This window comes from Kitasatospora sp. NPDC052868 (assembly GCF_044547105.1).
Taxonomy (GTDB): domain Bacteria; phylum Actinomycetota; class Actinomycetes; order Streptomycetales; family Streptomycetaceae; genus Kitasatospora.
This window is the reverse complement of sequence record NZ_JBITZW010000009.1, coordinates 51,145-73,662: the sequence shown is the minus strand read 5'-3', so window position 1 is coordinate 73,662 and position 22,518 is coordinate 51,145. Positions and strand designations below refer to the sequence as shown.

Here is a 22,518-nt window from a genome sequence, read left to right as displayed (position 1 = left end):
AGGCTAGCCACGGGTCGGTCGTCGGACATCCGCCCAGGGGCGTATGCCCGTAGCGGGACGCGGCGGCCGGCCGGGCCGGCCACTGTGGAGGCGCAACCACCCCGGTCCCCGCCCCCACCTCTGCGGGGACCGGGCGACAGGGGCATGAGCACCCCACGAAGAACCCCACGAAGAACCCCACGAAGAACCCCACGAAGGAGTCCGGATGACCATCCGCCACCGCCCGGTCCTTGCGACGCTCGCCGCCGTGCTGACCGCCGGCGCACTCGTCGCCACCGCCCCGGCCGTGCAGGCCGCCTCGCCCGCCCCACCCGGCACGACCGCTCCCGTACCCATCCGCCTCTCCCTGCCCGCGCCCACCGGCCCGCACCCCGTCGCAACCACCGCGCTGCACCTCGTGGACCAGCACCGCACCGACCTGTGGGCGCCCACCCCCCGCCCCCGGGAACTGATGGTGCAGCTCTGGTACCCGGCCGCCGGCTGCGGCTCGTCCGGCCGACCCCGCGCGCCCTGGACCGGCACCGCCGAGCAGGCCCAGCTGGAGTCCGACTTCCTCGGTACCACCCCGGGGCACCTCGTCTGGCCGCTCACCCACTCCCTCCGGGACGCGCCCGCCGACCGCACCGGCCGCCGCCCCGTCGTGCTGTACTCGCCCGGCTCGCGCGGCGACCGCTCCTTCGGCACGGCGGAGGCCGAGGACCTCGCGTCACGCGGGTACGTGGTCGTCGGGATCGACCACACCTTCGACGCCGGAGAAGTGCTCTTCCCCGGCGGTCCCGACGGGCGGCTGGAGGTCCGAAACACCCCCGCCGTACACGCCATGACCGACGACGAGATCGTCGCCTACCGCACCACCGACACCCGCTTCGTCCTGGACCGCCTCACCGACCTCGCGGCCGGCGGCAACCCCGACGCCGAGCGGCGGGAGCTGCCATCCGGCCTCGGCGGGGCACTCGACCTCACCGCGGTCGGCATACTGGGCCACTCCATGGGAGGCGCAACCGCCGTCCAGACCCTGCACGACGAACCGCGCGTCCTCGCCGGCGTCACCCTCGACGGCCCGGTCTTCGGCACCGCCGCCACCGACGGCCTGGCCCGCCCGCTGCTGCTCATCGGCGCCTCCGACGTCCGCCCCGCCCGCGACGCGATGTGGGACGCGCTCTGGCCACGGCTCACCTCCTGGCGCCGACAGTTCACCCTGAGCGGCTCCGGCCACCTCTCCTTCAGCGACTTCGCGGTCCTGCTGCCTGCCGCCCGCCCGGTTCTCACCTGGCCCGACGAGCAACTGGACCAGCTCCTCGGCAGCATCGACGGCTCCCGCGCCGTCGCGGCCCAACGCGCCTACCTCGCCGCCTTCTTCGACCTCCACCTGCGCCACCGCCCGACCACGCTCCTCGACAGCCCGTCCCCGCTCTTCCCGGAGATCGTCCGCCGCCGCTGACCCCCGCAGCAGCGGTCCCGCACCCCGCTGCCGGCGGGATCCGACCTGCTCCGGTCGTGCCGCACATCTGCCCCGCCCGGCCGGTCTGGGCCCGCCGCCGCCGACTCAGGAGGACGCCAGTTCGTGGACCAGCATCCACATGCCGCTGAGAACCAGGGCCAGGAGGATCAAGCAGCCGAGACGGAACGCGAACAGGCCCAGCCCGTCCGACCCGTCGTGCGGCGCAGCCGGTTCCGACGAACCGCGAGGCGCCGGTCACCACAAGGTGGCCGGCGCCTCGCGCTGTGCGTGCCGTCAGTACCCGCCCCCGTAGAGGTGCTTGTCCCACTGGCCGGGCCAGACCCATTCGTACATCACCCGCCGCGCCCGGTAGCACCGGTTGATGCCGCGCAGGTGCTAGGCCGTGTCTGACAATTCCCGCCGGGCGCGCGACGCCGGGCATCCCGCCTGGACGCACCGGCGAATCGGCCAAGTACGACCCAGTACGAGGCCGCTCCGCCGGCACGCCCAGCCGGGCGCCCAACGCCGCGCGCTGATCCGACGCGAATTGTCAGACACGGCCTAGGACTCGACCGGGCTCGTCGACAGCGCGTTCCAGCGGTCCAGCCAGTACCCGTCTCACCCCGGGCCCCCGACAGCAGGCCCTGCAACCGCTCAAGCCGCTCCTCAGCGGTCGTACCCGCACCACTCACGGCGTTCCTCCTCGGCTCCACACCCGGGCCGGGCCCGGAATCCCCTGGTGCCTGTGACCCGTGGCCGAAACCGGGGGTGCGGTGCGCGTGTCACGTGGCAGGTCAGGGTGCGGCACGCCGCGCTCTACCCGGTGAAGAACCGAACCCCGTGAGCGCCGGTGCCCGGAGCCTGTCGCGGGGGGCTGTCGAGTGCTGTGACCTGCGCGGATACCTGCGTTCCCCTGTGTATGGTCTGGGCGCGACAGTCCGGCGAGACAGGCCCCGGACGGAGGGGTTGCCCCGGGGCGGAGGACCGCGGAGATCGGCCCCGGGGGCCCAAGTAGCATGTGGACCACGGTCGAAGGGGGGCGCGTTCATGGGGGGTGACGTGATGGAGTCCGCGGGTTTCGGGTGTGCAGCGTGCTGTGCGGAGGATGCCGTGGTGGCGCGGGCGCACCACCAGAGCCGCACCGGGGTCCGGGTCGAGAGGATGATTCAGGACGACTCGCACTTCATCGTCTCCGTCCAGCGCTGCGGCCTCTGTTCGCAGGCCTTCGTGAGCGTCTTCACCGAGTACGTCGACTGGGTCGCCTCGAGGGACGCGCAGTACCGGACCGTGCTGCCGATCACGGACGCTGAGGCGGACGACCTGATGGCGGGACGGCTGAGCTCGCACCGGGTCGGGGCCCTGGGACACGGCCGCCGCCATCTGCAGAGCGACTGGCCGAGCGAGGCCGACGAGCCGTCCGTGTACTGGGACAGTGGCGCCTTCGAGGTACGCGAGGGCTACTGACCCCGACAGCCCCTTACCAGCCTTGCCAGCCTTGTCGGGCTGGGCCTGGCGCCGTGCCCGTCGTCGGGGTTGCCGGAGGGGCCGCCGCTGGGGGCCTGCTGGGCAGGTGGGCCCGTCGTGGTCCGCCGCCGCCATGCTGTTGTGGGCTTGGGTAGCAGACAGGGCGGGGGATCTGATGGTCCTCCGCCCCGCAGTCCGGCCCCGCTGCGCCTGGCACGCGGGGCCGGACGGGATCGGCTGACAAGCAGGTTGGGGTAAAGGCTGACGCCCGAGATCGGAACCGGCGACGCCCCGACACCAGAGAGGAACCCCAAAAGGGTCCGGATAATGACCCTGAGGAGCCAAATGGGCCGAAGGGGCCGAAGAACCCCGGGCCGGGTAGGTGCGAGGTGAAATGCGGGTCAGTTAAAACCCCCACGCGCCCACAGGAACCCAAGCCGGAAGCCCCCAAGAAACTGCCTCTACAACCTCCTCCAGACCGCATGAGCAATCCGCCGACGATCGGGCAACGCCGTCCCGGCCCCGCGAAGATCAATTAGGGCAACCCTTAGGCGCGGGCGACGGACGGTGCGGTGCTGGTCGGCCGTCGTAGTACTGGGCGCGATCAGGCCGGGCCGAGCGCCACTACGGCGTCGGGGAGGGCGACGCAGACCTGACCGTCCGGGCCTGCGGTGAGGCCCACGACAGGGCGGCCGAGCTGAAAGTCTGTGGGGCCGGCGGTGCCGGGGTGACGCAGCCGGACGAGGCCGTCGGCCCAGGCCGTGGCGGTGAGCAGGCCGGTGGGGGTCTCCGCAGCAGCCACGGCGAGGACGGGCCGGGGGCGGGCGTCGATGCATACGGGTTCGGGGCCGCCATGGTGCCAGTGCCAGACGGTGCCGTCGGCGCCGCCGCTGATCTGGAGGAGCCCGGCCCTAGTGGGGGTGAGGCCGACGGCGGTGACCGGGCCTTGATGGGGGCGCCTGCTGGTGAGGAGGCCGCCTTCGGTGCGGATGTAGGACAGGTGGCCGTTGTCGTCGCCGATGGCGAGTACCTGGCCGTCGGCTCCCTCTGCAACTGCTGCGGCGGTGAGGGCGTCGCTCGTGCGGCGGGTGATGCCGTCGAAAACCTCGGCCAAGCGGCTGCCGGACGTTCCTCCTGGCGGCACGGCGGTCCCCGCTGTCACGGAGCCGTCCCGGCCGAGCAGCACCGGACTGCCGTCGTCCCCGACGAGCAGGACGGCGTGGTGGCCGTCGGGGAGCCGCTGCGGATCGGGCCCGGGGCTGGGTGTGCCGGTGTGAGGGTCGATGAAGCGCAGGGTGCCGGTGGTGGCGTCCGGGAGGTGCTCGCTGTACGCCAGGTGCCCGGCGTAGGGGCCGTTCCCCCGGGCGAGGTGGCCGATGCGGCCGGCGGCGGGCCGGTACGACCAGCGGGCCCGCCGCTGCCGGCCGGAGAGCGCAGCGAGCACGTCGGCGGCCGGCCGGTGGCGGCCGGCGAGGTGGGTGTGCAGGGCAGCGGCGCGCTCGGCGGTGGTCGGGGCGGTCACACAGACCGGGCCTGCCAGATTCCACGCCTCGGCGAACACGGTGTGCGCGGGGTCCTCGGTGCCTGCGTGTGCTTGGGTGTACTCGAACGCGGCGGTGATGGCGGCCGGGTCGGTGTGGACCAGGAGAGCCGGGTCGGTCAGAAACCGGTCGGCGAGGCCCGCCAGTACGGTGTGCCGGAGGACGATGCCCAGGAGGGCGGGGTCGGCCTGGGCGAGGTCGGGCCGTCCGTCGCCGAGCAGCGGGACGGCGGCGGCGGTTGTCCGTGCCAGGGCTGCGTGGTCCGTCGGCGGGTGGACGGCGGCGATGTGGCGGGCGAGCTCCCGCGGTGCCCGCCAGAGGGTGTTCGCGTTGTCGGCGGGCGGTACCAGACGGGCGGCTGCGCGGTGGACCGTTCCTGCGCCGCCGGCCCCGGGCAGCGCAGCCCAGGTGGCAAGGCTGACGGGTCGTCCAGCTTCGGCCAGGGCGTGTACGGCCGCCCGTTCGTCGCCGGGCAGGGCGTTCCACCAGGCTTCGAGGGGGTCACCGGTCCGGCCGGCCGGGGTGCGGGCGGCGAGATGGGCCAGGCCCGCGCTCGGATACACCCGGCCGGTATCGACCGCCGCTCCACCGAGGTCCTCGCACCATGCGTTGAAACGGGCACGGTCGGTCCAGCGGGGATCGTCCAGGTCGAGAACGGCAGCGCGGGAGTCGGCAGCGTGCAGGGCGGCCGCGGCGGAAGTGCCGGAGGCGCACTCGACCAGCAGCCGAAGCCACGGGATTCGGGCCAGCGGGGCGAGCAGGTCGGCGGCGATCCGCTCGGGTGCGTCCCTCGGCAGCCCGTCGCCGGCCAGGTCCAGGTCGGTGACGACCACGGTGCGGGGCATGCCGTCCTGGAGCGCCGCCAGTAGTTCCCCGGGCGTGCCTGCGGCCAGGCCGAGCTGCGCTGCGAGCAGCCAGGTCGCGCTGCGGACGGTGAGGCCGGCCGCGGACAGCACGGCGTGCACGCGTCGGTCGGTGCGCGGGTTGCCGGGTGGGCATGCGGCGGCGAGCCAGCGGAGCAGGTGGGTGCGGCCGCTGCCCGGGGCGCCGGCGACGCGGCACGTCCGCGGCGCCGTCGGGTCGGCGAGCCAGTCGAGCAGCGCCCGGCCGGCCGGGCGCCGACCCGCCCCGAGCGGCGGCACCGGAGCGATCTGCTTCTCCTCCGGGCGGGGCGGGGCGGCCTGCTGGTAGGCGGGGTTGTGCCAGAAGCGCAGGGCGCGGCCGCGGGCGTCGGTCTGCCAAGCACCGACGACGGCGTGCGGGGGGATGCGTCCGGTCGGGTCGTGGCCCTCATCGACGTGGTAGAGCCAGCCGCCGGCCGCGCGGGAGGCCTCGGCCTGTCCGGCGTCGAAGGGCGGATCGGGACGCCAGCCGCTCGGTCTGGCCGGATCTCCGACCGGCACGCCGTGGGCCGCGAGTTCGGCGAGCCAGGTAAGGCTGGGTGCCACGGAGTGCGAGTCGGGCAGGATACGGCCCGACAGCCGTGTTCCGGGTTCGGTGAGTAGTTCGCGCACGGCCTGGGACGGTGTCAGGCCGCGGGCCTTGGCTCGCCACAGTTTCTCGGTCCAGAAGATGGCGGCGTTCTCGTTGGGGAGTTGGCGCCACCACTCGTACCCGGCCGCCTCGTCCTCGTCGCAGAACCAGATCAGACCGGTCGGGTGCTCGTCCGCGTAGAACGTGACATAGAAGTCGACGGGCTTGTCCGTGGTCCGGTTGTACCGGGGCGGTGAGCCGGCCGGTTTGAATTCCAGGTCCGCGTCGAGGCGTGGATTGATGTCGGGGTTGCTCACCGGTTGCTCGATTTCCTCACGGGTCATCGCAGGACCCTGCCGAAGACATGGTACTGACTGCCTACCTGGACGACGCGGTCCACCTGCCAGGTCAGGCCCCGGCCGAGCAGCAGCTCGCGCTCGGAGTTCCCCGCCCGGCCGACCTTCTCCACCCACAGGCCGGGTGTGCCCTCGGGGACCGCGAGGTGCAGGACGCCTTGCTTGCCGGCGTAGATGCTGGGCATGTCACCGACCGAGGTGGACATGTATCCCTGCTCGGTGAAGCTCCTGCCCACCATCTCCTGGGGATTGTCGAAGCCGAGGTGTCCCAGGTCGGTCCCGCGTCCGACGACGATGTTCTCGGGGACCCTCTGGGCCTCGACGGCCTTGTCGAGCTGGGGAATCAGGCGACTCGCCTCGGGTGTCGCCGGGCCCGTGCCGCGCAGGGCCCCGTTGATTTCGCCGTCGGAGCCCCACGTGTACTTCGCGACCGCGTCCTTCTGCTCGGCCGGAAGCCGCTCCGCGACGTCGTTCCAGGTTCTGGCCCCGAACTCCTTGGCATCGATGTCGTCGTAGTGGCGGGCCGTCGAGGCGAGGTCCCGCTCGGCTGCCCGCACCTCCACCTGCTGGGCGTCGCGCAGCGCCGCCGCTGCGGAGTCGTAGTTCTTCGGCAGGTAGCCTTCGAGTGCCTTCGGGACGGGAGGCTGGAAAGCTGGCGCGGCGGCTTCCTTGGCCGCCTTCTCCGCGGCCTCCTGCCCGGCTTTCTCGGCCGCTTCCTGCGCGGCCTTCCTGGCGGCGTTCTCGGCGACGGCGGCTGCTTCGCGTTCGGCGACCGAGGCGGCGGTACCGCCGCCTCCGGTGCCGGCGCCGATCAGGAAGTTGCCGGCGAGTTTGCCGCTCGCCTCGGAGGGGTCGTTGCCCCAGCCGCTGCCGACCAGGCCCTTGAGCAGGTCGACCGGGTGGTCGCCGGCCGGGCAGCGGGCAGTAGCGTGCCGGGATGAGCGTCACCTCGGGCCGGTACTGCGCGGCGCCCGCTTCGACCGCATCCGCGACTCGGCAGAAGCCATCGACCTGGAACTGGCGAAGATCCTCGCCTACTGCCGTTCCGTCGAGGAGCTCGACCCCGTCCACACCGCGCTCGTGACCCTCCGGGGCGCAGGAGTTCAACTCCTGGTGTCAGCCACACCGCGCTCCGGCTGGCAGGTCATCCAAGGAACCAACCCGCCGCCGCGACCAAGTTGAGAGAGAGGAGACCGGCTGTGGTCGACCATCTGGATGAGGTCCAGGCCGTCATCGGGCTCCCCAGTGGGCCCGGGGCGTCGGACGAGAGCTGGCGTGAGCTCGAGGCGGAGCTGGGCGTTGAGCTGCCAGGCGACTTCAAGGAGCTGACGGGGCTGTACGCGCCGATTCGGATCGGGTACTCGATCATGCTGAGCAACCCCGCAACGACAGCCTGCAACCTGGGTGTCTACATGCGGGAGACCGTGGTCGCCTACGAGGACTGCGAGTTCTCGGAGGAGAACTTCCCCGGGTTTCGCGAGCCCTTGGGGTTCGGTGCCCCGGACGGGCTGATTCCCGTCCTGTCGACGGCGCACGGGGAGTCCGTCTTCCTGGCCCGTACCGACACCCGGTACGGGTGGTGCATCGTCGTCTATGTGGGGGCCGATGACGAGTTCTACCGTTACGACCTGACCTTCGCCGAGTGGTTCCGCCGCTACCTGCAGGGGGAGGACATGGCAGGCCCGAACAGCGGGCAGGACTTCCCGAACCCGATCGTGCTGACGGACCTCCACGTGCCTTCCGGAGAGAAGCCGGTGGAGCGGTTCGGGCCGGTGCGGCCGTCGTAGACGCCCCGCACCCCACGCCAAGGGGGCGAGCGCCGGCCAGGCCTGCTGCGGGCGCCGCGAGGGCCCGTAATGTTCCGTCACGGCCTTTGCGGGGCTCCGCGGCTCCCGTTCGATTGCTGGGCCCGCTTCTGGGGCTGTCGCTGCCGCGGTGCGGCCGAGACGGTGAGGGTGGGCAGGGTCCTCGTCGGCGACTCCCGGCAGGCCGGCCGGGACGGCGCTGGTTCGCATCGGAGCTGTCCGCTTCCAGGGAGTCGACGGCGGTGGTCGTTGGTCTTCCTAGCGGCCGGCGTTCGGAAGGGGTAGTGGATCGGCGGGGGTTCACCCGCCCGCGCAACAAGTCGTATCTGTACGTGCGATCCGCTGGCGGTGCCCCGGTTCCCGTTGCGGGCCGACGCGGCCGTCTCCGGCGCCTACCGCCGGATCGCCCTGGCTGGTGCCGTGTGGACCGGTGGGCGGGCGTGTGGTGGGTAGGGAGCCGGTTGGGGGTGCGGGTGGCGCTGTCGGTACCCGGCGCCGTCGGACCCGGGGGAGGGGTGCGCACGGTGAGGAGGGGTATGGAGCCCGCGTTCATCACGGGGATCGCCTCGGTGGTGTCGGCCGGTGTTGCGTGTGCCGGGACGTACGTCACCATGCAGGCAAATCGGCGGCACGACAGAGCCGAGCAGGACGCGAGGACCCGCGACAGGCGGGAGGCGGTCTACGCCGAGGCCGAGACGCTCGCCGCCGCGTTTGAACGTACCGCCGTCCTTCTCGTCGATGCCGTGCCGCAGGAGCGGGCTGCGGTGCGCAGGGAGCTCGGCGAGCACCGGCTGCGCATGCTGCGCCATCACCGCGCGCTCGCCCTGACGGGGCCGGTGGGGATCACCTACATCTGGCAGCTCGTCGACGGGCGTGCCGACAATCTGGTGCGCGCACTGGACGACCTCGGATACGGCGACCCGCACCGCGTGCAGACGGCCGAGGAGGGGAGGCGGGCAGCCGGGGAACTGGTCGTCTTCGCCCGGAATACCGCCCCGTCGTTCGGCATCATGGGTGCGCTGCTGGACGATCCGCGGCTGATGGGCAGACTCGACATCGAGCACAGGGTCGACGCCGGGGGAGAGAGGCTCAGCGTGAGGCTTCCCGCGGCCAAGCGCCGGCTGCGGTGGCCGGGCCGGCGCCCGGCCGACCGCTACGAGGCGCTGGGGCGGCCCGCGTCGGAGAGAACCGATTAGCCGGCGGCCGCCAGGAAACCTTGGCTCCTGGTGTGCTGCTGCCCGCCAGGTGGTGTGGGGGTGTTACGTGATCGGCTACTGGTGACGCAACTCCCGCCCGCCTCCCGTCCTCGCCCGTTGGGCCGGATCACCCCGGCGCGGCCGGCCCGCCGCAGCCCAGCGCACTCCAGCGCCAGCGGGTGCCCGATGGCCATCCGGGCCCGGGTGATCTCGATCGCCTCCTCGAAGCGGCCCCAGCCCTCCAGCAGTTCGGCGGTGGCCTCGACGGCCGTCCACCAGCCGGTGGGCGGGCGACCGCGCGGGAGTTACGGCCGGGTCCTGCACGGGTCGGGCCGCGGCACTGTCGGCGCCGCCGTGCTGTCAGAAGGGGCGGAAGAAGGGGCGGAAGAAGGGGGCGGGATGCGGGCCACGAGTTCGTGGGCGGCCCGGATCACGTACGTGACGGCTTCGTCCTGGGGCGTCTGCGGCCCGCGGTCCCAGAGGGCTTCCAGCGCGTCGACCAGGGGCGCCAACTCCTCGGCCGGCCCGTAAGCCTCTGCGACGTTCTCGATGATGAGTTCGGCGCCCTCGAAGGGGTCGAGCCATCCGCCGACGATTTCGGCGGCCCACCAGCGGGCGAGCGCCAGCCGGCCCTCCCAGTAGTCCTCGGGCGGGTGGAAGCCGAACCCGAGCTCGTCCATCACCTGGCCGAACAGCTCCGAGGCCTGGTCCTCCTCACCACCCAGCAGCCAGGCGAGGAGCCACAGCGACGGTGTGTCGACCTCGGCGACCAGGGCGCGGAGTGCGGCCTGGATCAGAACGTCCGGGTCCGCGCGCCGGCCGTCGACCCACTCGTGGGCCAGCCCCCGGAGCTCACGCACTGCCTCGTCCACCGTTGCGGGGGCCTCGCTCGTCACCATGGCGGCATGCTGCCACGCGCCGCCGGCGCCCGCGAAGCCGATATCGCGTCGCCGGGCGCCGCCCACGCCGCCGCCGGGCCCGACTTCCCTGCTGCTGCGGTGCCCGGTGGGTACGGGTCAGTGGTGGCGGCCGTTCCTGGTGGCCGGGTCCGGCCTTGGGCAGCGGCTACCGGGCCCGGGCGGCGCCTGCCAGTGCGCCCCACCCGTGTCGTCCGTGTCGCCCGTCGCTCTGAGCGCCGGTCCGGCCTGCGGCCCCGCAGTGGCCGGCTGGTGGCGAGGGCTGCTGCTCCCGACCCGGCTGTGCCGCCGTCCCCTGTTGTCGTTGTGTTGTCTGGGCACTGGGTGTCTGTGCTGGTCGGGGGCCTGTCAGGGACTGAAGTGACTGAGGTTCGGGGTAGGGCCCGCCAGGGCTGTCCTGTCTCGGTGAGGTTTCCCCAGTCTCACTGGGGATTGACGACCGTGCTGCCCGTCTCGCCGGAGTTCGACTGGTCGCCCGCGGCGGCGATCAGGGCCGCCAAGCCGTCGAGGTGGCGGTCGAGGCCGAAGGTGAACAGGGATTCGGCGGACAGGTCCAGGCCGGGGTCGGTACGGGCGGCGGTGAACGCCGGGAAGGTGCCGTCCGACAGCAGCGCGGCCATCCGGGCCTCCTGGACCTGCATCCACTGGTCGCCGCTGACACCACTGGCGTGACCCGCCTCCTGCTCCGCCGCGAGGTCGACCGCGCAGCCCCGGACGAACCCGAAGAGCGAGACCGCCGCGTGCATCCGGGCACCGGCGTCGAGGCCGAGGCCCTCCAGCGCCGCCAGGGCCCATTCGACATGGCGCATGCCGTTCGGGGCGAGCAGCGGGCGGGCGAGGTTCATCGTGGCCGCCAGCCAGGGGTGTTCCTGGTAGAGCCGCCACTGGGCCCGGGCCGAGAGCTCCAGGCGGGACCGCCAGTCGGGCGGAGCCGGGGTGGGCAGGTGCGCCTGTGCGTAGGCCGCGTCGACCATCAACACGAGGAGCTGGTCCCGGTTCTGCACGTGCCGGTACAGCGACATCGCCGAGGTGCCGAGTTCGGCGGCCAGCCGCCGCATGGTGAGCGCGGCCGCCCCCTCCGCGTCGGCGATCGCGATCCCCGCCCGCACCAGGCGCCGGCGCGCAGTCGACTCCTCCGGCGGTCCGTCCGTCCGTCGGCCCGTCGCCGGCCCCTCCGTCCGCGACGCACGGGGGACGGCGCAGACCACGGTGCCCACCCCAGGCACCCCTCGGACCAGGCCCTCCTGCCGCAGGACGGCCAGTGCCTTGGTCGCCGTGGCCATGGCGACCCCCCACCGCTGGGTGAGCGCCCGCGTGGAGGGCACCCGGTCACCCGGGCGCAGCTCGCCGGTCCCGATGCGGTGCCGCAGCTCGGCGGCGATCTTGACGTACGGCGGCTCTGCGGACATGAGGCGCTCCTTGGTGTACTAGTACATGAAGCCTAGTGCACTAGGATTCCTTCCTCAATTTCGCACTTCACAGGGGAATCTGCCGCCCATACGTTGTACGCATCGACCTGAGAGAGGAACCCGAGATGACCACCACCACCGCCCGCACCGTGTTGATCTCCGGCGCCAGCGTGGCCGGCCCCGCCCTCGCCTACTGGCTGCGCCGCCACGGCTTCGTCCCCACCGTGGTGGAGCGCGCCGAAGCGGTGCGCGAGGGCGGCTACGCGGTCGACTTCCGCGGCGAAGCCCTGGACGTGCTGGACCGGATGGGCCTGCTGGAGCAGATCCGCGAGCTGGACACCGAGATGGGCGACGCCGCCATGGTGGACGCCGAGGGCCGCCAGTACGCGACCCTGCCGGCCGTGATCTTCGCGGGCGACCTGGAGGTCCTCAAGGGCGATCTGACCAGGATGCTGTACGAGGCCACCCGCGACGACGTCGAGTACGTCTTCGGGGACTCCATCGCGAGCCTGACCGAGGACGAGCACGGCGTCGAGGTCACCTTCGAGCGCGGCGCCGCCCGCCGCTTCGACCTGGTCGTCGGCGCCGACGGTATGCACTCGCGCACCCGGGCACTCACCTTCGGCCCCGAAGAGCAGTTCGTGCGCCACCTCGGTATCTACACCGCCATCTTCAGCCTGGACAACTACCTCGGCCTGAAGAACACCGGCCGCCTCTACGCCGCCCCGGGCAAGGCCGCCAACATCTTCACCGCCCGCGCCAACACCGAGGCCCGCGCCGCCTTCCACTTCGCCGCCGAGCACCTGGAGTACGACCGCCACGACCGCGCCGGGCAGCAGCGCATCATCGCCGAACGCTTCGCGGACGACGGCTGGGAGATCCCGCGCCTGCTCCAGGAGATGGCGCAGGCACCCGACTTCTTCTTCGACGCCAACGCCCAGGTGGAGATGGACACCTGGTCCAAGGGGCGGGTCGTGCTGCTCGGCGACGCCGGGTACTGCGCCGGCCCGACCTCCGGCCGCGGCACCTCGCAGGCCCTGATCGGCGCCTACATCCTGGCCGGTGAACTCGCCGCCTCCGGTGGTGACCACGCCACGGCATTCGCCGCGTACGAGCGCGAGATGCGCGGCTACGCGACGGAGCACCAGAGCCTGGGTCGCGAGGGCGCGGAGCGGTTCTTCATGCCCGCCCCCACCCAGGAGATCCTGGACATGCTGGCAGCCCAGGCACCCGAGAACACCCGCACCACCCCGATCCGGCTGCGCGACTACAGCGCATCGCCCTCACCCGAGCCGGCGGCGGCCGCCGTGGCCACGGGTACCGTCTGACGGCAGCCCTCGACCGGGCCCGTCGAGGACGCAGTAGGGCCCGGGCCGCGCGGCCCGGGCCCTACTGCGTCCACCGGACCGCCTCAGCTGGTGATCGGGGCAACCAGTCGAGCCTCGCGGCGGTGGGTAGCCGGCCGGGAAACCGGCCGCGTCAGCACCCGTTGCGTGCCGCGACCGGCCCTGCCATCCTGGGCACGGAACGGGCCTTCGGGGGGAGGACACTCAGTGCGGAGACAGCACCGGGACGGCCGTCTTGAGCCGCGCTGTCCGTCCCCTGCGGTTCTCGGTGCCGCACCCGTGCGGTCGCCGGGTGGCTCTGCTCTGTGAGCGCGACCCTGGACACGGCAGCCTTTCCACCGGGGGACCGGGAGGAAGCGGTCCGGTCCGCGGTCTGGGAGTCCGTCGTACGGATCGAGATCGACCACCACCACGCGCCGGAGAACATCTCGGTCCAGGTCAAGCTGAACACGGTCGGCTGCATCGGTGTCTGCTCGGGACGGGCGACGGGTCTGACGATACGGCGGACACCACGGCTGGCGCGGGAGGACACCGAGCCGGAGATCTTCCTGGGCCTCCAGGTGACGGGTACCAGCGTGGTGACGCAGAACGATCGCGAGGCCGTGCTGAGACCGGGGGAGTTCGCCCTCTACGACACGTCCGTGCCGTACGCCCTCGGCTTCGACGGCGGTGTCGACCACCACTTCCTGCGCTTCCCGCGCGCCGCGCTCGCGCTGCCCGAACCGCTACTGAGGGAGATGACCGCCGTCACGTTCCGCGCCGACAGCCCCGTCGCCGCCCTCGCCTACGCCTACTTCTCCCAACTGGCAGCCACCGAGGGCCTCCACCAGGACCGGTACGCCCAGGCGGTCACGGAACCCAGCCTCGATCTGATCCGCGCCGCCGTCACCTCCCGGCTCGGTGACTCGTCCTTGGCCCGCGAATCGGCGGAGGCGACGTTCAACCTCCGGATCCTCCGGTACATGCGGGCGCACCTGCGCGATCGCGACCTGTCCGCAGCGCAGATCGCCTCCGCACACGGCGTCTCGGTTCGGCACCTCTACACACTGCTGGCGCGGTCAGGGGTCACCCCGGGCGACTGGATCCGCTCGAACCGTCTGGAGGAATGCCGGCGGGAACTGGCCGGACCGAAGGCGCGGTACCGGTCGATCGCCGCGATCGGGCACAGCTGGGGCTTCGTGGACGCGACTCACTTCAGCAGGGCCTTCAAACAGGCGTACGGCCTCTCCCCGCGCGCCTGGCGCGACCTCGACCGCACCTGCGACCCGGCAGGTGACCACCCGCAGGACCGGCCCGCGAGGTGATCGAGACGTGGGCAGGGTGCGGCCATGGGGCCGAGGCACTCCGCCGGGACCACCCCCCGCCCTCTCACCGGTGGCTGCCTGTCCGATGCCCCCGCCAGCCGCCGGACGGTGTCAGCTGCAGGAGTGCCAGGGAGTGGGCCCGTATACGATGTTGTCGCCGTTGGGGTTGTTCTCGATGACCCACTCCCGGATGCAGGCGCCGGGGGCGTAGATGCTGACCGGCCCGGCGTAGGTGGTGTAGTAGCCCCCGCCACCGTCGATCCATCCGGAGTCGCCGCTCTTCTGGATGTAGATGTCGGTGTACGTCTTGACGCCCGCGTAGGTGTCCTTGACGAAGACCGAGCAGTTGGTGGAGCCGTCGTAGTAGGTGTGGACCGTCCCCGCGCCGCCCACGTTCCCGGACCATATGTGGGAGCCCGAGCAGCCGTAGCCGCCGGTCAGGGCGGCCTGGGCAGCCGGGGCGGCCGCGATGGTGCCGAGCGACGCGAGGGCCGTGACGGAGAGAGCCGCTATCGCCTTGCGGATACGCATAGTGGTGCCTTCCTGGGGAGGAGTCGGGTGGTGCGGACCATCTGGGGGTCGGCCACGGGTCGGTGACCGACAGGCCCGTCGTCCGGTGGCTGATCAGGGAGGATTCGCCCCTGTCGTCTCGCCGCGTCGATCGGGCTTCGCCGTGCCATGACCCTAGGTCTGCCGGGCCGCGCCGACTGTGCTGCCCTTGCAGAGAACTTGGCCAGGTGTGCAAGGGCGCTCCGGACCGGTCCGTGAGCGCACCACCCGCCCATCGCCCATCACCCACCACCCGGCGCAGATCGGCACGCTTCACCCGAGGGCGGAGGTCCCGTCCTCACCACCCGCGCGGTCGTCGAGCAGTTCGCCCCGGTGCGACCGCCGTAGACGCCCCGCACCCCACGCCAAGGGGGCGAGCGCCGGCCAGGCCTGCTGCGGGCGCCGCGAGGGCCCGTGATGTTCCGTCACGGCCTCTGCGGGGCTCCGCGGCTCGACCCCCGCCTCTGCGCGGCCATCGTCGACCGCCTCACCTCCAACGGCACCATCATCGAAACCGGGACCGGCTCCTACCGCCTCGCCGGCACCCGAGCCCGCGCCGAGCAGGCGGCCAAGGCCGGCTGGTACCAGCCGTCCCGCGCCGGGCGATGGAACCGCCTATCCGCCGGCGCGGGCCACCAGCAGCGGCTGGAAGAAGCCTGTCTCCTGCGGCATCCGCCACTGGGGGGCGACGAACCCGGCCTCGGCTGCGAGGCCGGCCAGCCGGTCATGGCCGAGTGCCCAGTAGGTCGTGCGGCGGACCTGGACGCGCCATTCTCCGCCTGCCGGGAGGAGTTGGAAGTGCTCCAGGTCGTAGTGCTCCCCGTCGTCGTGCCAGTGCCAGAGCTGGAAGGTGACGGTTCGCTCTCCGCCGTCGGCGACCCTGGAGACCTGCGGAGGCGTCGAGGCCGGGCGATCGCGCAGCAGGTCGTCGTAGGGACGTGTGCTGATCAGCAGCTGGCCGCCGGGGCGCAGGACCCGGCGCATCTCGGCCAGGGCGGCGTTCACATCTTGCTCTGTCAGCAGGTGGGGCAGCGAGTTGTCGGCGCAGACGACAGTGTCGAACCGGCCATCGGCAAACGGGAGGCGCCGCATGTCGGCGGCGGCCGTGTGCAGGCTCAGGCTCCGGCGGGCGGCCTCCCGGGCGGCGCGGGCGGCGGCGCGGGGGCTGATGTCGGTCCCGGTGACCCGGTGCCCGCGCAGCGCCAGGCCGATGGCCTGGGTGCCGATGCCGCAGGAACAGTCGAGCACCGCCGCGCGATCCTGTCCGATCAGTGCGTCCAGGGCGTCCCCCTGCCGACGGATGCCCGCGTCCCAGTCCGAGTAGATCAGGTGGTAGTCGTCGGCCAGTTCGTCATAGAAGCGCGCCACTGATGTCTCAGGCATGACCTGAGATTAGCGTGCCAGATTCCCTGGAGGCGCTGGTCGTCCTGGTGCTGGGCACGAACGCCCTAGCTGACGACAGTGCCGTCATTTCTCGTGGACATCTGCGAGCGCGCTGATCACCAACTGCTGCTGAAACTCAGGTTCTGGTCCAACTTCCGGGCTCTGTCGCTGATTGAGGGGTCTTGGCTGGCTGATCACGGTGATAGGAGGATACGGCGGCGTAGGAGGTCGAAGTTGGCCCGCCCGTACATCTGGCGCTTGAGCAGCTTGATCCTGGTCACGTTGCCCTCTACTGCTCCCGAGGTGAGTGTGGTGTTCAGGGCCGCGAGAACGGCGGCGTGGTCGCGTCGGATGCCGCCGGCCAGGCTGCGGAGTTCGGGTTGCCCGTCGAGGCGGACGTCGGCGAGCCAGACATCGAGGGCCAGGTGCTCGCTGCGGCGTTCGCGGACCATGGTCGCCAGGCGCCGGGCGTACAGGGTAGTCGTGGCCAGGGCCGGGCTGCGTTCGCACAGCTCGTCGAGGCACTTGCGTTCGGTGTCGTCGAGCCGCTCGGGTCGGCGCATGATCCAGTCGGTGACGCGGCGGACGGTCAGGTGGGGTGGTGGGGCCTCCGCCGGGATCGCTCCGGTTCGGTAGAGCCGCAGATGACGCTGAACGGTGTTGACGTCACCGCGGTAGCCCCGGGTGATCGAGGGCCGGATGGTCCCTGATCTGCCAGCTGCCCTGGACCCCTGGGAGTTCCAGGCGTTATGCGTGGAAGCGTTCGTGGCCGTCACCCCCGAGGACATCGACCGCGTCGTCGGCGGACTGGCGGTGGACGGGCGGGCCCCGGCCACCCGCCGCGGCTATGTCCAGATCTTCAAGGGCTTCCACCGGTTCCTGCGGGCCCGCAAAGCTGTCGAGATTGAGGCCGCCTTCGGGGTCCGGCTGGTCTGCCCGGTGGACGAGTTCAACGCCTCGCGGCATAGCGGCGACGACTCCCCGGCCCTGCTGTCGCCGCCGACCCGTCGCCCTCGCCGGAGCCTGGAACGAGGTCCTGCCCGACGTCCTCCTGGGCGACATGGCCGCGGCCTGGCCGCACCGCAGCTGACTCGCCACCGAGTTCCGCGGCAGCCCCGGATCCCGCAGCAGCAGCCGGATCAGCACCCGTAGCCCTCGGGCTGGAGACCGGGCTCGTGAGCCAGCGCGCGTTCGGGCCCGGGGCCCTCGGCGGCTACAGGGCGCGCAGCAGGAACTGGGTGGTGGTGTAGCTGGCGCCGCCGGAGCAGGTGTAGTTCTGTTGGGTGGCCGTGTACGTGAACCCGGACGGCACGGAGCAGGCCCACATGCCGGTCACGGGCTTGTAGAGCAGGAACTGGTTGGTCGTGTAGCTCCCGCCGCTGGAGCATGTGTAGTTGCTCATGACCCCGGTGTGGGTGTAGCCGGGCATGGTGGTGCAGGCCCAGAGGCCGTTGGCGGGCGGCTCGGCGTAGAACTCGGTGGTCCGGTAGCTGCTGCCTCCCGAGCAGGCGTAGGAGCTGCGGGACGAGGTGTACGTGTAGCCGGACGGGACGGAGCAGGTCCAGCCTGAGGTGGCCGCGGTGGCCCCTGTGGTCCCGGCTTTGGGGGCCTGGGCGATGGTCCCGGCTTCGGCGGCCGGGGCGGTCGCCGCGGTGAGGGCCGTGGCGAGGACGAGGGCAGCCGTCGCCGTGGTGGCGAGCAGCGTGGGGGGCACATGGAATGTCGTACGCGGCATGGCGGGCACTCCTGGTCGGTTCGTCCATCGGGCAGAGTCAACGGGTCGGGGCCGACCGGGGGTCTGGCCCGTGCCCCGGCCACCGCAGGGCACGTGCCGGAAGACTGTCAGGGGCACAGGTCCCCGGCAAGGCCGGTGCCGCGCGGTCCGCCGTATTCCGGCCGCCACCGGCGCCCCGGCCGACCTGCGGGCTGACCGGGGCGCACCGCCCTGCCAGGGCGTTCGGTACAGGTGGAATGGCGGGGTCCACCATCCTGGGGCCGTACGGGTCAGCCGGCCGGGGCGTCGAAGTGTTTGGCCGCCGTCGAGCCGCCGTTGCCCGGCCCCGAGAGGCCCGTCTCGTCCCGCCCGCGTTGTCCCGGTGCTCCGGAGGGGGTGCCGGGACGCGGGGGCGGGGCGTCCTGCTCTCCCGCCGCTGCCCGGGGAGGGGTGCCGCACCCGGTCCACCCCGGTCTACTCGGTGTGCAGTACCGAGGCGATGGCTATCCGGGCCGCGGACCGGGCCGGGACGAGGGCGCCGAGGACGGCGATCGCCACGCCCGCCAGAAGCATCGCGGCCAGCTGCGGCGCGTGCCAGCAGACTCCGCAACGACCACCACGCGCGGATCACGTCGAGGTCGCTGTCGGTGCCAGAGCCGGCGATGACGTCTTCGACGTGCTCCTCGTGTCCGAGCGTCAAGGTGGCGAGGTCGAACAGGGCATCACCCCGGCCCGCCTCGGACCAGTCAATGATGCCGGTGACCTCGTCGCCGTCGACGAAGACGTGCTCGATCTGCAGGTCGCCGTGCGTGAACGCCGGAGTCCACGGCCGGATCGCCGCCTCGGCGACCTGGCGGTTGCGGGTGACCAGGTCGGCGGGCAGGACGCCGTTCGTCACGAGCAACTCGCACTCGCCGTCGAGTTCCGCCGCCAACTCGTCGGGACCCCGGCGGCGCCGACCGGGCCAGGGCGGCAACGGCGCCTCGTGCAGCTTCCGAATGGCGGCACCCCGCCGCGGCCCAAGCCGCCGACGAAGCGGTCGACGGCTCGCCGAGGCGCCCAAGCGCCGTCCCCGAAAGCGCGGCGATCGCGAGCACGGGCGGCTTGCGCGACAGGACCTCCGGCGTCGGGACCGGTGCCAGGGCCATCGCCTCAACCTCAACGTCGATGTCAACGTCGATGCGCGCCTGATCGGGGTCTACCTTCAAGAACACGTCGCCGACGCGCAGGGTCGCGCGCTCGCAATGGGCGACGACGACTTTGACCTCATTCATGGCGGCCGGTGTCCCAGGACGGCCGATGACATTCGCTGGGTTATCGCGTGTCAGCCGCAGTCCGGCTGTTGGCTCCTGCAGCGAGCAATAGTCAAGACCTGTCGACGAGATGACGTGCGAGCAGGCTGTGGCGCCCAACCGGGTCGGTCCTATGCTGACGGTCGTGCAGGTACTGGGTGTGAGCAGTGAGGACGAGATGGTCGCCTGCTTCTTGAGCGGCGAGCTGTCCAGCGGGAGGTTCGGCCAGAGCCTCCGGTCCCATCTGGCGGCAGCCGGGCAGGCCGAGCAGCTGCTGACGCATCCGGACCTCTCCGACGGTGGAGCGAACCTCGCACGTCGCGCTCTGCTCGCTGCGACGCGCGGGTACGGCGAGAACCGCGACCTGTTCGAGAACTTCCCCACTCACGTCACGTGGACCAGGGCACTCCTGTCCGCCGACGAGGCGGCCGACGTGCGCTACCTCGACTATTCCTACTGGGTCGAACTGTCGGGTGGCAGCCGTCGGCCGACTGACGCGGCCGCGCGCATCAAGGCAGGGCTACGGGCGTTCGACGTGCCCAACGAACCGTTCGTCGACGCAGCCCACGCGCTCATCAGAGGTGAGCGATTTCCTCCGCTCATCCTCGTCGGTGAGAGGCAGGACAACCTGGTCTGCCTTGAGGGCCACCTGCGCCTGACCGCCTACGCCCTCGTCGGCTTCCCGACCGACATCGAGTGTCTGATCGGCACCGCGCCGGCCATGGGGCGTTGGGCGCGGTAGTCCAGTCGCACCAAGCTTTCGGCGCCCCAAATTAGCCTGGCTGAGGAATCATGGGGAAGGCCCAGGGTTCAACGCGCTGTTGCACCCCGGGGCCCGTGCTGCGGGCCGACCCGGGCCGAGCCCGGCCGATGCCGTACCCGACCGTGCCCGGCACCCACCCGGCTCCGGCCAACGACTGCCGGGAAGGACCAGTGCGGGCCCTACTGCTGGCAGGGCGCCGAGCTGCTGAGCCACTTCCTGGCCGGCGAGTGGTTCTCCGTCCACTGCTTCCAGGAAGCCGCCACCAAGGAACCCCTGCGCTGGTACATGAACTTCGAACGCCCCTACCAGCGCCGCCCCGGCCTCGGCATCGACACCATGGACCTCGCCCTCGACCTGGTCGTCACCCCCGACCTGTCCGGACACCACTGGAAGGACCAGGACTTGCGCCGTGAGGCGCTGTGATTCGTGCGGAGGTGAGAGACCTGCGCCACTGATCCTGTCGCAGCAGGACGGTGAAGCCGAGGGCAGCCTGAGCCGGGTGATGCCGGGGAGGGCGGGAGCAGCCCTGACAACGACGGGACGCGTCAGCACTGCCAGATGACGTGGGTCCGGCAAGCGTGGTGGAGAGGAGTACGCGAGGAACCGGCGTCGTTACGTCCCTAACTCTTCCACCGGCTCTAACCTGGCGGATTTGGGCCGGATGCGGTGCGCACGACCGCCTGCTACTTGGGTGGCCGGAACTCCTGGGAAGGCCTGTCTTATCCGACCCGGAGGCCATGAGGAAAGCCTGCGGCGTACTCATGGCGATGCTGCGGGGACACAGTCGGGCTCCTACTCCACCGAGCGAATCACAGTGAACACGGGAACCACCAGGTACAGCTCCACGGGCGGTAACGGCCAGTTGTCGACGGGGATAGGCGCATCGACCGCCGAACGGCCTGAGTGGGGCGGAGCCGCCGTAGTACTCCGAGCCGGGGAGAGCCCGGTACATGGGGAAGGGCGGCAGCGGTATTGAGAGGGGAGGAGGCTGCAATGCCGAAAGACGCACCGCCGAACGGTGGCGCACTGCTGGAGGCGATCCCGATGGGGTCGTGGCAGCGGGTATCGGAGATGCAGGCCAAGCTTCACCGTTGGGCGGTGGCCGATCCCGGTCGCCGGTTCGACGACCTGTTCAACCTTGTGCACGACCCGGCGACGTTGGTCACGGCGTTCGACCGGGTCGCGGGAAACCGAGGAGCCCGCTCTGCCGGCGTCGACGGCCTCACGGCCGCCGACGTGGAGGAGCAGATCGGGGTCCGTGGGTTCCTGGACGACCTGCGCGCCCAGTTGAAGTCGGGTGCGTTCCGGGCGCTTCCGGTGCGGGAGAAGCAGATTCCCAAGCCGGGCGGGTCGGGGAAGGTTCGGCGGCTGGGGATTCCCACGGTCACCGACCGGGTCGTTCAGGCTGCGCTGAAGCTGGTGCTGGAGCCGATTTTCGAGGCCGACTTCATGCCGGTCTCCTACGGGTTCCGGCCCAGGCGGCGTGCTCAGGACGCGATTGCCGAGATCCACAGTTTCGGTACCAAGGGATACCGATGGGTCCTGGACGCGGACATCGAGGCGTGCTTCGACGAGATCGACCACGCCGCTCTGATGGACCGGGTCCGGGCGAGGGTCAAGGACAAGAAGGTCCTGAATTTGGTGAAGGCATTCCTGAAAGCCGGGGTCCTCACGGAGCTCGGCGAGCGTCGGGACAGCCACACCGGCACGCCGCAAGGGGGCATCCTGTCCCCGTTGCTCGCCAACATCGCTCTGTCGGTGCTCGATGAGCACTTGCAGGAGCCCTGGGAGGGCAACGGCTCGATGTCCACCACGAGTAGGCGCAGGAGCCGCCGCCTCAAGGGCCTGCCGACATGGCGGATCGTCCGCTACGCGGACGATTTCGCCGTCCTGGTTTATGGGACCGAGCAGGACACCATGGCGTTGCGCGAGGAGATCGCCCAGGTGCTCCGGACGATCGGGCTGAGGCTGTCACCAGCCAAGACCCGGATCGTGCACCTGAGCGAGGGTTTCGACTTCTTGGGGTTCCGCATCCAGTGGCGCCGCAAGCGAGGGACGAACAAGTGGCACGTCTACACCGACATCTCCAGGCGCGCGGTGCGCTCGGTGAAGTCGAAGATCCGTGCCATGACCCACAGGCTGTCGCAGCAGGACATGGTTTACGTGCTGACCAGGCTGAACATGATCACGCACGGTTGGGCCGAATACTTCCGGTATGCGATCGCGAAGCGAGTCTTCGCGATGGTGGACGCCTTCACCTGGTGGAGGGTCGTCCGCATGCTGCGTTCGCGGCACGACTGGACTTTCGGAGACGTCCGTCGGAGGTTGATCACTCCTTCCGGAGAGTGGCGGCCTATCACGGCAGGCGACGTCAAGTTGCGCAGGTGCGCGGAGATCCCGGTCACCCGGTACCGCTACCGAGGCAACAAGATCCCCAACCCATGGACCCTGCAACCAAGCTGACGGCAGATGCCGTGGAGAGCCCGGTGCTCGGAGACGGGCACGCCGGGTTCGGCGAGAAGTCCGGGGAAACGGAGCAGGGGCAACCTTGCCACCGCGCCCCGG

At 71.4% G+C, this 22,518-nt stretch carries 19 protein-coding genes and 2 pseudogenes; 12 read left to right on the top strand and 9 right to left on the bottom strand.

Going from position 1 to position 22,518, the window contains the following annotated elements; translation table 11 throughout:
• The first annotated feature begins 205 nt into the window (after nucleotides 1-205).
• Both ACIGZJ_RS17305 and ACIGZJ_RS17300 read left to right on the top strand, forming a co-directional pair.
• Nucleotides 206-1,441 carry a lipase gene (locus ACIGZJ_RS17305; RefSeq protein WP_396457980.1) on the top strand — a complete coding sequence of 412 codons (1,236 nt, stop codon included), beginning with the start codon at nucleotides 206-208 and terminating at the stop codon, nucleotides 1,439-1,441.
• 1,113 nt (nucleotides 1,442-2,554) lie between these two features.
• Nucleotides 2,555-2,905, top strand: a complete 351-nt coding sequence (locus ACIGZJ_RS17300; RefSeq protein ID WP_392939513.1) for a hypothetical protein — start codon at nucleotides 2,555-2,557, stop codon at nucleotides 2,903-2,905.
• 604 nt (nucleotides 2,906-3,509) lie between these two features.
• Here ACIGZJ_RS17300 and ACIGZJ_RS17295 read toward each other — a convergent pair.
• Together ACIGZJ_RS17295 and ACIGZJ_RS17290 are read right to left on the bottom strand one after the other, a co-directional pair.
• Nucleotides 3,510-6,263 (bottom strand): hypothetical protein, encoded by a 2,754-nt coding sequence (locus tag ACIGZJ_RS17295; RefSeq protein ID WP_396457979.1) that lies wholly within the window; start codon nucleotides 6,261-6,263, stop codon nucleotides 3,510-3,512.
• A complete protein-coding gene (locus tag ACIGZJ_RS17290) occupies nucleotides 6,260-6,838 on the bottom strand; it encodes an ADP-ribosyltransferase (protein WP_396457978.1) in 579 nt (192 codons plus the stop codon). The genes ACIGZJ_RS17295 and ACIGZJ_RS17290 overlap by 4 nt, the downstream gene beginning before the upstream one ends.
• A gap of 106 nt (nucleotides 6,839-6,944) precedes the next feature.
• Between ACIGZJ_RS17290 and ACIGZJ_RS17285 the strand changes: the two genes are divergently transcribed.
• From ACIGZJ_RS17285 to ACIGZJ_RS17275, 3 genes are all read left to right on the top strand, one after another.
• Nucleotides 6,945-7,457, top strand: a complete 513-nt coding sequence (locus tag ACIGZJ_RS17285) for a hypothetical protein (protein WP_396457977.1) — start codon at nucleotides 6,945-6,947, stop codon at nucleotides 7,455-7,457.
• A gap of 17 nt (nucleotides 7,458-7,474) precedes the next feature.
• Entirely contained in the window at nucleotides 7,475-8,062 is a 588-nt protein-coding gene (locus ACIGZJ_RS17280; RefSeq protein ID WP_396457976.1) for an SMI1/KNR4 family protein, read from the top strand.
• A gap of 554 nt (nucleotides 8,063-8,616) precedes the next feature.
• Nucleotides 8,617-9,276 (top strand): hypothetical protein, encoded by a 660-nt coding sequence (locus ACIGZJ_RS17275; protein ID WP_396457975.1) that lies wholly within the window; start codon nucleotides 8,617-8,619, stop codon nucleotides 9,274-9,276.
• A gap of 305 nt (nucleotides 9,277-9,581) precedes the next feature.
• Here the strand turns inward: ACIGZJ_RS17275 and ACIGZJ_RS17270 are convergent, their stop codons facing one another.
• Both ACIGZJ_RS17270 and ACIGZJ_RS17265 read right to left on the bottom strand, forming a co-directional pair.
• Nucleotides 9,582-10,175, bottom strand: coding sequence for a hypothetical protein (locus tag ACIGZJ_RS17270; RefSeq protein ID WP_396457974.1), 594 nt, complete (start codon nucleotides 10,173-10,175; stop codon nucleotides 9,582-9,584).
• Between the two features lie 440 nt (nucleotides 10,176-10,615).
• Complete coding sequence (locus ACIGZJ_RS17265) at nucleotides 10,616-11,602, bottom strand: TetR/AcrR family transcriptional regulator C-terminal domain-containing protein (RefSeq protein WP_396457973.1); 987 nt, start codon at nucleotides 11,600-11,602, stop codon at nucleotides 10,616-10,618.
• A 125-nt stretch (nucleotides 11,603-11,727) separates the two neighbouring features.
• Between ACIGZJ_RS17265 and ACIGZJ_RS17260 the strand changes: the two genes are divergently transcribed.
• Nucleotides 11,728-12,930: an FAD-dependent monooxygenase gene (locus ACIGZJ_RS17260; protein ID WP_396457972.1), complete on the top strand. Its 1,203-nt coding sequence runs from the start codon at nucleotides 11,728-11,730 to the stop codon at nucleotides 12,928-12,930.
• A 323-nt stretch (nucleotides 12,931-13,253) separates the two neighbouring features.
• Nucleotides 13,254-14,252, top strand: coding sequence for a helix-turn-helix domain-containing protein (locus tag ACIGZJ_RS17255; RefSeq protein WP_396457971.1), 999 nt, complete (start codon nucleotides 13,254-13,256; stop codon nucleotides 14,250-14,252).
• 111 nt (nucleotides 14,253-14,363) lie between these two features.
• Here ACIGZJ_RS17255 and ACIGZJ_RS17250 read toward each other — a convergent pair whose 3' ends face one another.
• Entirely contained in the window at nucleotides 14,364-14,783 is a 420-nt protein-coding gene (locus ACIGZJ_RS17250) for a hypothetical protein (RefSeq protein ID WP_396457970.1), read from the bottom strand.
• A gap of 471 nt (nucleotides 14,784-15,254) precedes the next feature.
• On the opposite strand from ACIGZJ_RS17250, the pseudogene ACIGZJ_RS17245 reads away from it, so the two are divergent.
• A pseudogene (locus tag ACIGZJ_RS17245) lies at nucleotides 15,255-15,347 on the top strand (AAA family ATPase); the annotation flags it as partial.
• 69 nt (nucleotides 15,348-15,416) lie between these two features.
• On the opposite strand, the gene ACIGZJ_RS17240 reads toward ACIGZJ_RS17245, so the two are convergent.
• Complete coding sequence (locus ACIGZJ_RS17240) at nucleotides 15,417-16,184, bottom strand: class I SAM-dependent methyltransferase (protein ID WP_396457969.1); 768 nt, start codon at nucleotides 16,182-16,184, stop codon at nucleotides 15,417-15,419.
• A 194-nt stretch (nucleotides 16,185-16,378) separates the two neighbouring features.
• Nucleotides 16,379-16,972 carry a transposase gene (locus ACIGZJ_RS17235; RefSeq protein WP_396457968.1) on the bottom strand — a complete coding sequence of 198 codons (594 nt, stop codon included), beginning with the start codon at nucleotides 16,970-16,972 and terminating at the stop codon, nucleotides 16,379-16,381.
• Here ACIGZJ_RS17235 and ACIGZJ_RS17230 point away from each other — a divergent pair.
• The gene (locus tag ACIGZJ_RS17230; RefSeq protein ID WP_396458189.1) at nucleotides 16,938-17,336 is read left to right on the top strand and encodes a hypothetical protein; all 399 of its coding nucleotides are present in this window, start codon (nucleotides 16,938-16,940) and stop codon (nucleotides 17,334-17,336) included. The two genes, ACIGZJ_RS17235 and ACIGZJ_RS17230, sit on opposite strands and share 35 nt — an antisense overlap.
• A gap of 61 nt (nucleotides 17,337-17,397) precedes the next feature.
• Here the strand turns inward: ACIGZJ_RS17230 and ACIGZJ_RS17225 are convergent, their stop codons facing one another.
• On the bottom strand, nucleotides 17,398-17,919 hold the full coding sequence (locus tag ACIGZJ_RS17225; protein ID WP_392939490.1) for a hypothetical protein: 522 nt from the start codon (nucleotides 17,917-17,919) through the stop codon (nucleotides 17,398-17,400).
• Nucleotides 17,920-18,493: 574 nt separating this feature from the next.
• Nucleotides 18,494-19,172 (bottom strand): annotated as a pseudogene (locus tag ACIGZJ_RS17220) (phosphotransferase family protein); the annotation flags it as partial.
• Between the two features lie 163 nt (nucleotides 19,173-19,335).
• Here ACIGZJ_RS17220 and ACIGZJ_RS17215 point away from each other — a divergent pair.
• From ACIGZJ_RS17215 to ltrA, 3 genes are all read left to right on the top strand, one after another.
• On the top strand, nucleotides 19,336-19,932 hold the full coding sequence (locus ACIGZJ_RS17215) for a hypothetical protein (protein ID WP_396457967.1): 597 nt from the start codon (nucleotides 19,336-19,338) through the stop codon (nucleotides 19,930-19,932).
• Between the two features lie 30 nt (nucleotides 19,933-19,962).
• Nucleotides 19,963-20,376 carry a DUF402 domain-containing protein gene (locus tag ACIGZJ_RS17210; RefSeq protein WP_396458178.1) on the top strand — a complete coding sequence of 138 codons (414 nt, stop codon included), beginning with the start codon at nucleotides 19,963-19,965 and terminating at the stop codon, nucleotides 20,374-20,376.
• A gap of 570 nt (nucleotides 20,377-20,946) precedes the next feature.
• The gene (gene ltrA / locus ACIGZJ_RS17205) at nucleotides 20,947-22,416 is read left to right on the top strand and encodes a group II intron reverse transcriptase/maturase (protein ID WP_396457966.1); all 1,470 of its coding nucleotides are present in this window, start codon (nucleotides 20,947-20,949) and stop codon (nucleotides 22,414-22,416) included.
• Nucleotides 22,417-22,518: the final 102 nt, after the last annotated feature.